This is a genomic window from Sorangium sp. So ce448, from assembly GCF_051520915.1.
Taxonomy (GTDB): Bacteria; Myxococcota_A; Polyangia; order Polyangiales; family Polyangiaceae; genus Sorangium; species Sorangium cellulosum_B.
In genome coordinates, this window is record NZ_CP150343.1 from 10,072,856 (window position 1) to 10,087,224 (window position 14,369).

Annotated in this window: 11 protein-coding genes; 8 read left to right on the forward strand and 3 right to left on the reverse strand. The window is 72.2% G+C overall.

The window, feature by feature from the left end; all coding sequences use genetic code 11:
* Window positions 1–69 precede the first annotated feature (69 nt).
* The 4 genes from WMF45_RS38050 to WMF45_RS38065 all read left to right on the forward strand — a co-directional run bounded on the left by WMF45_RS38050 (window position 70) and on the right by WMF45_RS38065 (window position 3,880).
* The gene (locus WMF45_RS38050) at window positions 70–1,545 is read left to right on the forward strand and encodes a sensor histidine kinase (RefSeq protein ID WP_437710823.1); all 1,476 of its coding nucleotides are present in this window, start codon (window positions 70–72) and stop codon (window positions 1,543–1,545) included.
* A complete protein-coding gene (locus tag WMF45_RS38055) occupies window positions 1,542–1,679 on the forward strand; it encodes a hypothetical protein (RefSeq protein WP_437710825.1) in 138 nt (45 codons plus the stop codon). Before WMF45_RS38050 ends, WMF45_RS38055 begins: the two co-directional genes overlap by 4 nt.
* 2 nt (window positions 1,680–1,681) lie before the next feature.
* Window positions 1,682–3,064, forward strand: a complete 1,383-nt coding sequence (locus WMF45_RS38060) for a sigma-54-dependent transcriptional regulator (protein ID WP_437710827.1) — start codon at window positions 1,682–1,684, stop codon at window positions 3,062–3,064.
* Between the two features lie 345 nt (window positions 3,065–3,409).
* Complete coding sequence (locus WMF45_RS38065; RefSeq protein ID WP_437710829.1) at window positions 3,410–3,880, forward strand: response regulator; 471 nt, start codon at window positions 3,410–3,412, stop codon at window positions 3,878–3,880.
* A gap of 174 nt (window positions 3,881–4,054) precedes the next feature.
* On the opposite strand, the gene WMF45_RS38070 is transcribed toward WMF45_RS38065, so the two are convergent.
* Complete coding sequence (locus WMF45_RS38070; protein WP_437710831.1) at window positions 4,055–5,080, reverse strand: Rieske 2Fe-2S domain-containing protein; 1,026 nt, start codon at window positions 5,078–5,080, stop codon at window positions 4,055–4,057.
* 77 nt (window positions 5,081–5,157) lie between these two features.
* Here WMF45_RS38070 and WMF45_RS38075 point away from each other — a divergent pair, with 77 nt between their 5' ends.
* Window positions 5,158–6,201 (forward strand): AraC family transcriptional regulator, encoded by a 1,044-nt coding sequence (locus WMF45_RS38075; RefSeq protein WP_437710833.1) that lies wholly within the window; start codon window positions 5,158–5,160, stop codon window positions 6,199–6,201.
* A gap of 96 nt (window positions 6,202–6,297) precedes the next feature.
* Here the strand turns inward: WMF45_RS38075 and WMF45_RS38080 are convergent, their stop codons facing one another.
* A complete protein-coding gene (locus WMF45_RS38080) occupies window positions 6,298–7,488 on the reverse strand; it encodes a hypothetical protein (RefSeq protein WP_437710835.1) in 1,191 nt (396 codons plus the stop codon).
* Window positions 7,489–7,925: 437 nt separating this feature from the next.
* On the opposite strand from WMF45_RS38080, the gene WMF45_RS38085 reads away from it, so the two are divergent.
* The 3 genes from WMF45_RS38085 to WMF45_RS38095 all read left to right on the forward strand — a co-directional run bounded on the left by WMF45_RS38085 (window position 7,926) and on the right by WMF45_RS38095 (window position 11,917).
* Complete coding sequence (locus WMF45_RS38085) at window positions 7,926–8,483, forward strand: CAP domain-containing protein (RefSeq protein ID WP_437719619.1); 558 nt, start codon at window positions 7,926–7,928, stop codon at window positions 8,481–8,483.
* A 112-nt stretch (window positions 8,484–8,595) separates the two neighbouring features.
* A complete protein-coding gene (locus tag WMF45_RS38090; RefSeq protein ID WP_437710837.1) occupies window positions 8,596–9,732 on the forward strand; it encodes an acyl-CoA dehydrogenase family protein in 1,137 nt (378 codons plus the stop codon).
* 130 nt (window positions 9,733–9,862) lie between these two features.
* Entirely contained in the window at window positions 9,863–11,917 is a 2,055-nt protein-coding gene (locus tag WMF45_RS38095; protein ID WP_437710839.1) for a M3 family metallopeptidase, read from the forward strand.
* Window positions 11,918–12,244: 327 nt separating this feature from the next.
* Here WMF45_RS38095 and WMF45_RS38100 read toward each other — a convergent pair whose 3' ends face one another.
* Complete coding sequence (locus WMF45_RS38100) at window positions 12,245–14,161, reverse strand: hypothetical protein (RefSeq protein WP_437710841.1); 1,917 nt, start codon at window positions 14,159–14,161, stop codon at window positions 12,245–12,247.
* Window positions 14,162–14,369: the final 208 nt, after the last annotated feature.

The window sequence follows — 14,369 nt, forward strand, 5'->3', positions numbered from 1 at the left end:
CCGGGCCGGTCAGCGTGCGGACGGGCACCTTGAGAACGCGTACGCGTCCTGCATCCTACCGGCGACCTCATGCGACTCGCCAGCAAGCTCACCCTCGCCCTCGTCCTCGTCATGTGCGCGGCGCTCAGCCTGTACGGCTACCTCTCCGTCCGGCGCGAGCGGGCGCTCTTCGAGACGGACATGCGGCGCGACGAGCACCTCATCGGCATCGCGCTCCGCGCGGCGGTGGTCGAGACGTGGCGCCGGGACGGGATGGGGGAGGCGCTCCAGCTGCTCGACGAGATGAGCGAGCGCGAGGACGGCGTGCGGTTCCGCTGGGTGTGGCTCGACGCGCCGGCCGGGGATCGCTTCGCGCCCGCGCTGCCCGCCGCCGAGATCGAGGAGCTGTCGCGGGGCACCGAGGTGTTCCGGATCGAGCGCAAGGGCGACAAGAGCGGGCGCTTCTACACGTACGCGCCCGTCGGGGTGGAGCCCGCGCGCGTCGGCGCCATCGAGATCTCCGAGTCGCTCGAGGAGGAAGAAGCGTACGTCCAGGCGAGCGTTGTCAACACCGTGGCCACCATCATCACCCTCGCGGCGCTGAGCGGGCTCCTGGCGATGACCTTCGGGCAGGTCCTCGTCGGGCGCCCGACGCGGCGGCTCGTCGACAAGGCGCGGCGGATCGGGGAGGGCGACCTCGGCGGGCCGCTGCTCCTGCCGCAGCGCGACGAGCTCGGGCGGATCGCCCACGAGATCAACGCGATGTGCGAGCACCTGGCCGAGGCGCGCGAGCGCGCGGGCCGCGAGACGACAGCGCGCATCGCGGCGCTGGAGCAGCTCCGGCACGCGGATCGGCTCACCACCGTGGGCAAGCTGGCGTCGGGGCTCGCGCACGAGCTCGGCACGCCGCTCAACGTGGTGGGCGGCCGCGCCAAGATGATCGCGCGCGGCCTGCCGCAGGAGGAGGCGGCGGAGAGCGCGCGGATCATCGCCGAGCAGGCGGACCGGATGACGAAGATCATCCGGCAGCTGCTGGACTTCGCGCGCCGCCGGGTCGCGCAGAAGGCGCCGGCCGATCTCGCGCACATCGCGCGCCAGACGCTGGCGCTGCTCGAGCCCCTCGCCCGGAAGCGGGGCGTGACGCTCCGCCTCGACGAGGCGGGCGGCGGTGCGGCGCGCGCCGAGGTGGACTCGGGGCAGATGCAGCAGGTGCTCACGAACCTCATCATGAACGGCATGCAGTCGATGAAGCGGGGCGGCGAGCTCACCGTGCGGGTGGAGCGCGCCCGCGCGCGCCCGCCGGCCGACCACGGCGGCGCCGAGGGCGAGCACGTCGCCGTCCGGGTGACCGACGGCGGGGAGGGGGTCGCGCCCGAGAACCTCCCCCGCATCTTCGAGCCGTTCTTCACCACGAAGGACGTCGGCGAGGGCACGGGCCTCGGGCTGAGCGTGTCCTACGGGATCGTGCGCGAGCACGGGGGCTGGATCGGGCTGGAGAGCGAGCTCGCCAAGGGCTCGACGTTCACGGTGTACCTCCCGCCGAGCGGCCAGGATGACGCAGGATGACGCGAGCCCGGCGGCCGCAAGCTGAGGGCGAGGGCGCGCTGGCCGGGGCGGCCGCCGCGCCGCGGCTGGCCGCGGGCGGGGCGCTGTACTACGCGAGTTATCGAGGAGAGATGGCGGGCGAGCCATCGAGGTGACGATGGGCAGACGAGCGCTGATCATCGACGACGACGAGGCGATGTGCGCGTGGCTCTCGGCGGACCTGCGGTCGCGCGGCGTCGAGGCAGAGGCCCGGACCTCACCGGAGGAGGCGCTCGCGCTGCTCGAGGCGGACGAGGGCTTCGACGTCATCCTGACCGATCTGAACATGCGCGGGATGGACGGGATCGCGGTCTGCGGCCGGGCGGCCGAGATCCGGCCGGACGTGCCGGTCGTGGTGATCACCGCGTTCGGCAGCATCGAGACCGCGGTGCAGGCGATCCGCGCGGGCGCGTACGACTACGTGACCAAGCCGGTCGACATCGAGGCGCTGGCGCTGGCGCTGGAGCGGGCGATCGCCCACCACGCGCTCAAGGCCGAGGTGCGTCGGCTGCGCCGCGCCGTGGCAGGGCCCGGCGGGTTCCCGGACCTCATCGGCCGGAGCGCCGCGATGCGGGGCGTGCAGGACCTGATCGAGCGCATCGCCGACGCGGACGCGACGGTGCTCATCACCGGCGAGAGCGGGACGGGCAAGGAGGTCGTCGCCAAGGCGATGCACGCGCGGAGCCGCCGCAAGGACGGGCCGTTCGTGGCGATCAACTGCGCGGCGGTGCCGGAGTCGCTGATCGAGAGCGAGCTCTTCGGGCACGTGAAGGGGGCGTTCACCGACGCGCGCGCGGCGCGCTCCGGGCTGTTCGTGGAGGCGAACGGCGGGACGCTGCTGCTCGACGAGATCGGGGAGCTGCCGCTCGCTGTGCAGCCGAAGCTGCTCCGCGCCCTCCAGGAGCGCCGGGTGCGCCCGGTGGGCGGGAACGCGGAGGTGCCGTTCGACGCGCGCATCGTGGCCGCGACGAACCGCGACCTGGACGAGGCCGTCGAGGCGCGCCGCTTCCGGGAGGACCTGTACTACCGGATCAACGTGCTCCACGTGGAGCTGCCGCCCGTGCGGGCGCGGGGCAGCGACGTGCTGCTGCTCGCGCAGCGCTTCATCGAGGATTTCGCGACGCGCTGGGGCAAGGAGGTGATCGGCCTGTCACCGGCGGCCGCCGAGCGGCTGCTCGCGTACACGTGGCCGGGCAACGTGCGGGAGATCCAGAACTGCATGGAGCGGGCGGTGGCGCTCACGGGGTACCCGGAGATCACGGTGGAGGACCTGCCGGCGAAGGTCCGGGAGCACCGGCCGTCGCACGTGCTCGTGGCGGGGGACGACCCGTCCGAGCTGGTGCCGCTCGAGGAGGTGGAGCGGCGGTACATCCTGCGGGTGCTCGAGGCGGCGGGCGGGAACAAGACGCTGGCGGCGAGGATCCTGGGGCTGGACCGGAAGACGCTGCACCGGAAGCTGGAGCGGTGGGAGCCGGGCGCCGGGGGGACGAAGGGGAGCTGAGAGGTTGGGCGGGGTCGGTCGGGCGACCTGGAGCTCGAAGCCCACGCCGAGGCGCGGAGGAATACCCCGGGCGGGGAACGACGCCCCACCCGGATGGCCCACGGGGGGGTCGCCGCCAGTCCCGCTGCAGCCCGCCTGCCCGCCGCAACCTGGGTCGGCGCCTGCGGCCTCAACCTCGGTGCGGCCTCAACCCCGGTCGGTTCGTGCGGCCTCAACCCCGGTCGGTTCGTGCGGCCTCAACCCCGGTCGGTTCCGGCCAGCCCCCCAACCCCGGTCGGTTCGGGGCGGCCGCCGGCGGGCGGCACGCGGCCTGCAACACAGGGCCCTCACCAAGGAGAGAGCCCGATGCCCCACGACTCGATGCGCGGTCTTGCCTCGATCCTGAATACGCCCCCTGAGCCGGTGCCGCGCGTCCACCACGGCCCGATCCCCATCCGGGTGCTGCTCGCCGAAGACGACAGGGAGTTGCGGCTGCTCCTCGCCACCGCCCTCCGCCGCGACGGCTACGAGGTCCTGGAGGCGCACGACGCCAAGCACCTCCTCGAGCTGATGGGCGAAGCGCTCGTCTCCGGGAACGGCGCCCCGGTCGATGTCGTGGTGAGCGACATCCGGATGCCAGGCGCGAGCGGGCTCGATCTGCTGGCCGGGCTGCGCCGCGACGACTGGACGACGCCGGTGGTCCTCATCACCGCGTTCGGCGACCCGGAGACGCACGCGGAAGCCTACCGCCTGGGCGCCGACGCGGTGCTCGACAAGCCGCTCGACGTGGACGACCTGCGGCTCGTCGTCCAGACCCTCGTCTCGATGCGCGGCTGACGCACCACGCCGCCGGGGAGCATCTCGCGATCACGGACATCACGAGATGGCCCCTATCGACGAGCAGCTGGCCTACACACGAGCCTTGTCAGGAGCGCGCCAGTTGACCGCTGGATAGGCTTTCAACCTCGTCGTGGAGCAGATCCGCGCGATCGTGAGTCGCCCGGCGCCGCCTCACCCCGCCTCGACCGGCAGCCGGCGCGGCTCCCCCGTGCGCTGCGCCTTCAGCCGCGCCCGCCGCATCTTGTGCCACGCGAGGATCCCCGCGTCCGCACGCACGAAGCGACACGCGTCGAGATCCGCGTCGCGCGGCTCCGAGGACGCGAGCATCCGCTCGTCGCCCGGCTGGATCAGCCAGAGCTCCGCCCGCAACCCGAGCCACGCGAGCAGCCGCCCGATCACCGGGATCGGCACGTAGTACCGCCCCACGATCGCCGTCCGCTCCGCGTCGATCGGCGCGCACCCCGCCACGCCCACCACGCGCTTCCCGAACGAGAGGCGCAGCACGCCCGGGAAGCGCACCTCCATCTCGAACCTCCACCCCCGACGGCCGTCCCAGGGCTCCCCGTCGTCGTGGCGCAGCACCGCCTCGGCGTGGATGACGTCGCCCTCCACGCGGACCTCGCAAGGGTCGAGCATCGCGCCGACGCCGGGGAACCAGGGGCGGTGCGCGAACGGCAGGTGGTGGAAGTCGAGCATGCCCTCCATCGCGCGCGCGAAGGGAACGTGCCAGTCCATCGACGCCGTGTGGGCGTGCCGCTCGTCCGGCGGCAGGCCATCGAACCAGGGCACCGGCGGCAGCTCGGCCGGCCGCTCGCCCCAGAAGAGCCACACGAAGCCCCGGTGCTCCCGCGCCTCGTACCGGGTCAGCGCGAGCGCATCCCCCGCGCCGCGCGCGGTCGCGCCGCGCCCCTCGCACGGGATCGCGACGCAGCGCCCGTCCGAGGCGAACCGGAAGCCGTGGTACGGGCACTCGATCGCCCCGTCCACGACCCGCCCCAGGCCGAGGTCCGCGCCGCGATGCGGGCAGCGCGCCCGCGCCGCGACAAGGGCGCCGCGCTCGTCCCTGAACAGCACGAGCCGCGTCCCGAAGCGCTCGACGGCGACCGGCCGCTTGCCCACGCAGGCAGCGTCCGCGATGATGTACCAGGCGCCCTCGACGAACGCGCCGCGCCCTTCCTCGATGCTGTGCTTTCGCATGATGCTCCTCCGATCGCCCGGAAGCCTGGGGCCGGCCCGGCCGGGGAGCAGTGACAGCGCGCGCCACAAGGGCTGACATGCGGCGCCAGGCCCCGCGGGCGCCCGCCCCGACGATCTGGGCCCGCACCGCCGCGCAGCTCGTGGACCACGCCGCGGAGCGCGGGGCGGATCGGCGGGCGCTGCTCGAGGCCGCGGGGCTCGCCGGCGCGGCGCTCGCCGGTCCGGACGCCCGCGTGCCGCTCGCGGCGTTCTATGCGCTCATCGAGGCGGCCGTGGCGGCGACCGCCGATCCGCACCTCGGCCTCGATTTCGCGGCGCGCTTCGAGCCGGAGCACTTCGACGCGCTCGGCTTCCTGGCCATGAGCAGCCCGACCCTCGGCGAGTCGTTCCGCCGGATGCTCCGCTACCAGCAGATCTGGAACGAGGGCGAGCGCTACACGCTGGAGATCCGCGGGCGCCGCGCGCACCTCGGGTTCGTGCCCTTCGGACCCGACCGGCCGGCCCACGGCCAGCTCGCGGAGATGTTCGCGTTCGACGCGCTCGTGAACGCCGGGCGCATGTGCGGCGCGCCGATCCAGGCGCTCGCGGTGCGCTTTCGCCACGCGCCGGAGGGTGATCCGGAGGAGAAGGCGCGACGGCTCGGCTCGCCGGTGCTGTTCGGGGCGCCGGCGACCGAGCTGGTCCTGTCAGTCGAAGAGCTCGCTCGGCCGCTACCACACGCGAACGAGGCGCTCGCCGCGTTCCTCGAGCGCCACATGAGCGCCGCCGCGGCGCGGCTGCCGGGCGCGGCGCCGCCCGCGCTGTCCGACCGCGTGCGCGCGCTGCTCGGCGAGCGGCTGCGCGAGGGGGCCGACCTGGACGCGCTCGCGGCGCGCCTGCGGATGAGCCCGCGCACGCTCCAGCGCCGCCTCGGCGACGAGGGGACGTCCGTCCACGCGCTGCTCGACGAGGTCCGGCGCGGCCGCGCTGCGGCGCTCCTCGACGCGGACATGGCGATCGGGGAGGTGGCGTATCTGCTCGGCTACTCCGAGCCGAGCGCGTTCCACCGGGCGTTCCGGCGCTGGACCGGCGTGACGCCGGAGGCGTTCCGCGCCCGGACCAGGGGCGCAACGCCGCAGTGAGCGGCCTGTGCGCCTGCAGCTGGCCTGACGGGTTCCTTCACGCGCGCCCGGCCGCGGCCTCCGCCGCTGCCGGGCCTGCGCTCACGGGCCCTGCGCTCAGGGGCCGGGGGGGGCGATCTCCAGCTTCGCCATCACGCTGCCGCTGCCCGTGATGCCCGCCTGGATGTTCTCGACCGCCTGCGTGATCGCATTGGTGGCCGGGATGAGGCACGCCCCCGCCTTCACGCTGCCGGTGGCCGCGCCCTCGAGGTTGCCGCCCGCCTGGACCACAGCCTCGGCGCTGGCGAGGAGCAGCTCGCCGCGCGCGTGCGCGACGACGAGGAGCCGCGGCAGGTTCGCCTTGAGCGTCGCGATCGCCGCCTCGACGTCGGCCCCACCCTCGATGTTGACAGCGGGCTCCCTGCAGCTGGCCTTCGCGCTCGCGCTCGCCTCGCAGGAGCCGCTGCACTCCGCGGACCCCTGGCACTCGGCGCTCGGCGGCTTGAGCTCGGCCCTGCACTTCGGCGCCTTGAACTGGACGTCGCAGGAGCCCGAGCAGTCGGCGTTGCACTGCACATCTGCCTCGGCCGCGAACGCGCACGAGCCACGGCACTCGCCCGTGCAGTTGCCCTGGCACTCGCCGCGGCAGTCGCCGCCGGCGGTCGTCGCGGAGCACTCGCCGTCGCACGTGCCCTCGCACGTCCCCTGGCACGTGCCCTCGCAGTGGACCGCCAGGTTGGCCGAGCCCTCGCACGAGCCGGTGCACTTCCCCTCGCACCGCCCCGAGAGCTGGCCGGGATCGCAGCGCGCGACGATCTCCGCCGGGGTCAGCTGGCACTCGACGTTGGCGCTGCACCTCGCCTCGCAGTTCGCCTGCACGCTCGCGTCGACCGTGCAGCTCGGCGGCTGGAAGGTGATCGACAGGTCGGCCGTCGCGTCCCCGAGCGCGTCGACGGCGAGCTCACACCATTGCTCCGCCCGTTCGTTCGGCTTCGTCGCCGTGATCGTCGCCACGTCCGCGCCGAGGTCCAGCGCGATCGCCTGACAGGCGCTCGTCACGTCCGCCACGATGGCGCCCGCGGCGCCCGTGAAGTCCGACACGGACTGCATGAAGGCACCATAATTGAGCTCTGCTTCGCCCTCGAGCCCCCATTTCACCGTGGCGAGATCGGCGCCCGGCGTGAAATCGCGACAGCAGACGTCATTCTGCAGCTCCGAGACCTTGTCACACCCCATCGCCGGGATGACGGAGAGCCCCGCCAGCGCCAGCGGGAATGCCGCGATTCGCCACGTCACACGGATATTCATCGGGAAACTCCTTGGTTCTTTGTCGGGCCTGCCGCTGGTGCCGAGCTGCCACGGAGAGCGGTGAAACCCCATGAAGGAGCACGCTCGCCTCCGAGCTCGGATGGCAGCCGCCTCCGAAGCAGGGCGACAATAGCTCATAGATCGACCCACATGACAAGGCCCATGCTGCGGAATTGTTGCTCGTCTCGACGTCACCCTAGGGCGATGCCCGTCAGCACGGGAGCCAACGACGACGAGATCTGTTGATATTCATGTCGACGGCAGAGGTAGGAAGAACGCCCGGTCGCGGCCGTCCAGGGAGGGCTGAGGGGAGGGTTGAGGGGAGCGTTGAGGGGAGGGCTGAGGGCGCGCCATGACACGGCACGTCGTGGGTTCAACGAGCCTTCATCGAATCGCCGTTGCAGAGCTCGGCCGAGCCGTAGGACAATGGCCCCGTGATGACGCTCGGCCCACGGCTCCCCCGGTTTGTGCAGCTCTCTCTCCTGCTCGCCCTGACGGCCGGCTGCGGCGCCTCGTCCGACGACGAGGGCCCGACGAGCGGCCAGGGCGCCGGCGAGCCGCCCAGGATGACGGGGATGACGGCGGCCCACAATGCCGCGCGCGCCGCCGTCGACCCGCCCGCCGATCAGCCGGTGCCCCCTCTCGAGTGGTCGCCCGAGATCGCCGCGATGGCTCAGGCTTATGCCGCCCAGTGCATGTTCGGCCATAGCGCGAGCGATTATGGAGAGAACATCTTCGCGTCGACCGGCTCGTCGCCCACACCGGAGGATGTTGTCGCCTCGTGGGTCGACGAGGCGGCCAACTACGATCTTGCGAGCAATGCCTGCAGCTCCACCTGCGGCCATTACACTCAGGTGGTGTGGGCCGACTCCCTGCGGCTCGGCTGCGGGGTCGCCGATTGCACGACCGGCTCGCCGTTCGGCGGCGGCACCTGGCAGATCTGGGTGTGCAACTACGATCCTCCCGGCAATTTCGCCGGAGCGCGCCCCTACTGAGCCCGCGCGCGCGCGCGCGCGCCGTCCTCGCCTCCTCCCCTCCTCCCCTCCTCCCCTCCTCCCCTCCTCCCACTCCTCCCCGCCCCTCGCCGGCTCTGGTATCGCAGCGGCGATGGACTTCGGGTGGACCCCTTCCCAGCGCGCCGTCCACGACCGCATGCGCGCCCTCGGCGCCGAGGCCGACGCCGCGGCCCCGGACGATCGCATGCGCGTCCTCGCCCGGGGCGGCGCCCTCGGCCTGCCGATCGCCCGCGATCTCGGCGGCGAGGGCCTCGACCTCGTCACGACGGCGCTCGCCTACGAGGGCCTCGGCGCGGCGCTGCGCGACGGCGGCGTCCTGCTCGCCGCGGGGGCGCACCTCTTCGGCGTGGCGCTCCTGCTCGCGCGGGTGGGCACGCCCGCCCAGCAGCGCGCGTGGCTGCCGCGGATGGCGAGCGGCGCGTGCATGGCGACGGTCGCCGCGACCGAGGCCGGCGCGGGCTCGGACGTCGCGTCGGTGCAGGCCAGGGCCGACCGCACGGACGCCGGCTACCGGCTCACCGGCGACAAGCGCTACGTGACCTGGGCCGACCGGGCCGACGTGTACCTCGCGATCGCGCGCGACGGCGGCGGCGCCGGAGGGGCCCCGGCGCGCGGCCTCACCGCGCTGCTCGTCCCCCGCGCCGCGGGCGAGGGCGCCGCGCGCGTCCTGCCCGGCGCGCCGCTCGCGACCGCGGGCCTCCGGGGCGCGCGGCTCGCACCCGTCTCGTTCGCCGGCTGCGAGGTCGGCCACGACGCGCTCCTCGGCCGCGCCGGCGCCGGCCTCGCCGTCTTCCAGATCGCGATGACCTTCGAGCGCGCGCTCATCCTCGCCTTCCGCCTCGGCGCCATGGAGCGCGCCCTCGGCGAGGCCGTCCGTTTCGCCCGCGAGCGCGAGATCGGCGGCCAGGCGATCGCCCGCCACCAGGCCGTCGCGCACCGCCTCGCCCAGATGAAGCTGCGGCTGGAGACGTCGCGGATGCTCATCTACCGCGCCGCGTGGGCGCTTGACCAGGGCGAGCGCGGCCAGGCCGAGGCCGCGCTCGCGAAATGGCACACGGCGGACTCGGCCGTGGCGTCCGCGCTCGACGACCTCCGGCTCCGCGGCGGCGCTGGCTACCTCGAGGAGAGCGGCCTCCCCTCCGCCCTCGATGACGCCCTGGGCGGCAGCATCCATTCGGGGACGTCCGACGTGCTCGCCACGATCGTCGCGCGGTGGCTGGGCGTCTAGTCTCTCGCCCGACGACGAACTACTGGCCAACCCTCGCCGGCGCCTTTACCAAGGTAGGGCTGCGCGGACCGGCCCAGGGTCGCCGGCCCGCGCCCGTCCGCCGGCCCCATCAAGCCCAACCAGGAACGATATGACCGAAGCGACCGACAATCCCCTGCTCACTCTCGGCTTCGAGATCCCGTTCGATCGCATCCGGAGCGAGCACGTGGAGCCCGCGGTGCGCGCGCTGCTCCAGGACGCCCGCGCCCGGCTCGACGCGCTCGTCGCGGCGCCCGGCCCCCGCACTTACGACAACACCCTCGCCGCGCTCGAGACCGTCACCGAGCGGCTCGACCGCGCCATGAACGTCGTCTCCCACCTCGAATCGACGTCCACCACCCCCGCGCTGCGCGCCGCGTACAACGCCGTCCAGCCGGAGGTCAGCGAGTTCCTGAGCGGCATCGCCCTCAACGAGGGCGTGTACGGCGCGCTCAAGGCGTACGCGGCCACGCCCGAGGCCGCGGCGCTGACGGGCCCACGGCACCGCTTCCTGAAGAAGACCCTCGACGATTTCCGGAGGAGCGGCGCCGAGCTCGACCCGGCCGGCAAGAAGCGCCTCTCCGAGATCGACGTCGAGCTCGCCACGCTCACCCTGCGCTTCTCGCAGAACGTGCTCGACGCGACGAACGCCTTCGAGTTCGTTGTCGAGGACGCTGCCCGCCTCGCCGGCCTGCCGCCGAGCGCGGTCGAGGCGGCCCGTCAGGGCGCGAAGGACAGGGGCATCGAGGGGTACCGCTTCACGCTGCAGGCGCCGAGCTACATCCCCGTGCTCACGCACCTCGACGACGGCTCCATCCGCGAGCGCTTCTACCGCGCCTTCAACACGCGGGCGACCGAGGGCGAGCACGACAACCGCCCGCTCATCCGCCGCATCCTCGAGCTCCGCGGCGAGAAGGCGAAGCTGCTCGGCTACGCGAGCTTCGCCGATCTCGTGCTCGAGGACCGGATGGCGAAGACGGGCGCCGCGGCGCGCCGCTTCGTCGACACGCTGCGAGCGCGCACCGAGCCGGTCTTCGTCCGCGAGAAGGAGGAGCTCGCCGCCTTCCGCCGCGAGATCGAGGGCCCGGACGCGCCGCCGCTCGCGCCGTGGGACGTCGCCTATTACGCCGAGAAGCTCCGCCGCGCCCGCTACGATTTCGACGACGAGGCGCTCCGCCCGTATTTCCCGCTGGATCGCGTCGTCTCCGGCCTGTTCGAGATCGCCCACCGTCTTTACGGCGTGCGCATCGCGCCGTGGCAGGCCGCCCCCACGTGGCACCCGAGCGTCCGCGCCTACCAGCTCGTCGAGCCGGACGGCGCCCAGAGCGCCGCTTTCTATCTCGACTTCGTGCCGCGCGAGCAGAAGCGCGACGGCGCCTGGATGCACGGGCTCGTGACGGGCGCGCCGAGCGAGAATGGGCGCGCGGCCGGCGAGGACGCGCGTCACCTCGAGGTCCTCGCGGGCAGCTTCACCCCGCCGGTCGGCGGCCGCCCCGCGCTGCTCAACCACCGCGAGGTCGAGACGCTGTTCCACGAGTTCGGCCACATGATGCACCACGCCTCGAGCCGGGTGCCGATCCGGAGCCTCGCCGGCACCAACGTCGCCTGGGACTTCGTCGAGCTCCCCTCGCAGATCATGGAGAACTGGTGCTGGGAGCGGGACGCGCTCGACCTCTTCGCGCGCCACCACGAGACGGGCGTGCCCGTCCCCGACGACCTGCTCCAGCGCATGCGCGCGGCCCGCACGTTCCGCGCGGGCGCCGCGACGATGCGGCAGCTCGGCTTCGCCGAGATCGACCTCGCGCTCCACATGGACTGGTCCGGAGAGCAGGGTGATGTCGTCGAGTTCGCGCGCGAGGTCCTCGGGCGTTACTCGCCCGTCCCGCTGCCCGAGGGCTACGCCATGATCGCCGGCTTCTCGCACCTCTTCTCGAGCCCGGTGGGCTACGCAGCGGGCTATTACTCGTACAAATGGGCCGAGGTGCTGGACGCCGACGCGTTCTCCCGCTTCCAGGAAGAGGGCCTGTTCAGCCGGAAGGTGGGCGACGCGTTCCGGAGCCAGATCCTCGCGCTCGGCGACACGCAGGACCCGATGGATCTCTACAGGAGCTTCCGCGGCCGCGAGCCCACCCTCGACGCCCTGCTCGAGCGCAGCGGACTCGCCTGAGCCTCCGGGGCGGCCCGGCGCCGCATCCATCACGGCTACACCCCAGACTCCCTCTCTGGCCATGTGACCGAGCGGCGCTTTCGTGAGGCGTTAAGCAGGCTCGCTCGGTCACGCTCAGGGCGCGGAGCCTGGCTAACGCCTACGCCCCATCGACCTCCGTGGGCGCGAGGAGACCGTGTTCTTCGCGTGGCGCGGGGAGGGCCGAGGTCTGAGCCCAAATGACAAAGCCCCTCCGGCGAAGTCGGAGGAGCTTTGTCTCAGGTGAGTCCGGCGGGGTCCCCGCGCCGCGCGAAGAACACGGTCTCCTCGCGCCGGGCCCCCGTGGGATCACTGTATCTTGAAGTTGCAGGCCGACAGCGTGGCCGTTCCGATCGTCTGCGTTATCGCCCAGTTCGCGAGCGAAGCGACGCTGGCCTGCTCGGACCTGAACGCGTAGTTGCTCGCGAGCTGCACCTCGGTGCCGTTCTTCGGCCGGATGTACACCGAGTACCGCTTCGCCGCCACGTCGACCACCATCCGGACGGTATAGGTCGTCCCGCCGGTGTACGGGAACACCCGGAGCGCCTGGTACCTGGAGGCGTTCCGGACCCGGACATTGCCTTCCTCGTCGAAGATGACGATCGCGGCGAGCTGGGTCCACTGGCTCGCGGAGCCGCTCGAGAGGCCGACCACAGCGTCGATCTTCGACGCGCTCGGCGTCACGTCCCAGGTCGCCGTGAAGGTGCCCCGCTGGGTCGAAGGCAGCTGGGAATTGAACCATTGGCCAGCGTTGACCACCGAGCACACCGGCGCAGGCGTCGTGGGCGCAGGCGTCGTGGGCGTGGGCGTGGGCGTCGTCGGCGTGGGCGTGGGTGTCGTCGGCGTGGGCGTCGGCGTCGCGGTCGTCGTCCCGAACTCGAACGCGCCGATGTCGACCGCACCCACGGCCGTCCGCCGCTGCGCGGTGCCGACGGCCGCGAGCGCCGCCTTCGGCGGGTGGTACAGCGGCATCGCGAGCGGCGACGGGAACGTGCGCCCCGAGATCCCCGTCGTCGAGCTGACACCCGCGTTCCGCATCGGGCTCGTCGAGAGCAGCGTCACGTCGCGGTTGCCGATGCTCGTGAAGCCGGGATCGCTCACGATCAGCGTCCCCGTGAAGCCGGAAGGCACCGTCGTGCCCGTGGGCACGGCGTTGTTGACGCCCTTGATGAGCGGGCTGCCGGTCGTCCAGCTCGCGTCGTCACGGAAGACCTGAACGCTCCCGCCCCCGACGCGATAGAACATGTTGTTGTGCAGCTCGATGCTCTCGATGCCATCGAACAGGTGGATCGCCGCGCTCGACCCCGCCATCAGCAGGAACGTGTTGTTCACGAACCGATACCGCCCGTTGGTGTCGCCCGTGCCGTCGCCGCCGACGCGGATCACGTACTGCGTGTGCGTCTTGCGGAAGACGTTGCCGACCACATCGGAGTCCTCCCGCGCGAGCCCCGGATCCTGCCCGTCGGGGCCGATGAGCTCGAGGTCCTTGTAGAGCCCGCCCTCGATCCAGTTGTAATAGATCTCGTTCCGCTCCGCGCGGGTCTTCACCGCGTTGCCGCCGATTGCATCGTGGACATAGCTGTGCTGCATCCGGAACACGGAGCCCGGGTAGGCGGACTCATCCGTCGCGATGTAGATCGGGTGCTTCTGCGTACCGCTGCCGCAGTTATAGACCTCCACGTATTCCACCAACAGCGAACCCGAATCGCTGTCGGCGCCCAGGATGCCGTGCGCTGGGCAATCGTGGATCACGGAGTCACGGATGGTGACATCGTGCCCGTGCTGGAAGATGCACCTCGAGGTGCCGCCCGTCACATCGAACCCCTCGAAGACGATGTGGTTCGCGTTGATCTCGATCGTGTTGGTGCCGCCCCTCAGGACGGGGCGCTTCCCGCCGACGCGCACGCCGCGGATCGTGATCTTCGAGGTGGGCGTGCCCCATTTCGTGAGCCTGATGTCGCCCGAATACGTGGCGTTGCCGTCGACCTCCACCACGTCGCCCGCCTGCAGTCTGCTGGCTACCTCACCGATGGTCTTGTAGGTGCGCGTGGGACCGACTTGATAGGTCGTGCCGGCCGCCTGCTCCTCCGCGTCCAGCTCCTCTGCGGTCACGTCCTCGTCGAGCGGCGCGCAGCCGAAGCCGACGATCGACATCGCCACGAGCGAGGCGATGAACTTACCGGCAGCAAACGACCGCGACCCAAAGCCTTGAGAAATTGAATGCATGGCTTTTTCTCCCCCGGCGTCGTCGAACCCCTGTGGTGAACAGGACCGTAACGGGCGAAAGCATCAGGGGGCAGAAGAGGAGCCTCCCGCTGCGTGCCTTCGCGCCGCGAACCATCGGTGCAGACCATTCAGCACCAGAGGGGCGGATACCGGCGCTCTCGTGAAACAACTTATTCCCGGATTAACACGACGGGTCAAGACGAAATGC

Coding starts and splice junctions, on each gene's coding strand:
- WMF45_RS38065 (WP_437710829.1), top strand. CDS start 3,410: ATGCCCCACGACTCGATGCGCGGTCTTGCCTCGATCCTGAATACGCCC.
- WMF45_RS38075 (WP_437710833.1), top strand. CDS start 5,158: ATGCGGCGCCAGGCCCCGCGGGCGCCCGCCCCGACGATCTGGGCCCGC.
- WMF45_RS38070 (WP_437710831.1), bottom strand. CDS start 5,080: ATGCGAAAGCACAGCATCGAGGAAGGGCGCGGCGCGTTCGTCGAGGGC.
- WMF45_RS38055 (WP_437710825.1), top strand. CDS start 1,542: ATGACGCGAGCCCGGCGGCCGCAAGCTGAGGGCGAGGGCGCGCTGGCC.
- WMF45_RS38050 (WP_437710823.1), top strand. CDS start 70: ATGCGACTCGCCAGCAAGCTCACCCTCGCCCTCGTCCTCGTCATGTGC.
- WMF45_RS38060 (WP_437710827.1), top strand. CDS start 1,682: ATGGGCAGACGAGCGCTGATCATCGACGACGACGAGGCGATGTGCGCG.
- WMF45_RS38095 (WP_437710839.1), top strand. CDS start 9,863: ATGACCGAAGCGACCGACAATCCCCTGCTCACTCTCGGCTTCGAGATC.
- WMF45_RS38090 (WP_437710837.1), top strand. CDS start 8,596: ATGGACTTCGGGTGGACCCCTTCCCAGCGCGCCGTCCACGACCGCATG.
- WMF45_RS38080 (WP_437710835.1), bottom strand. CDS start 7,488: ATGAATATCCGTGTGACGTGGCGAATCGCGGCATTCCCGCTGGCGCTG.
- WMF45_RS38085 (WP_437719619.1), top strand. CDS start 7,926: ATGACGCTCGGCCCACGGCTCCCCCGGTTTGTGCAGCTCTCTCTCCTG.
- WMF45_RS38100 (WP_437710841.1), bottom strand. CDS start 14,161: ATGCATTCAATTTCTCAAGGCTTTGGGTCGCGGTCGTTTGCTGCCGGT.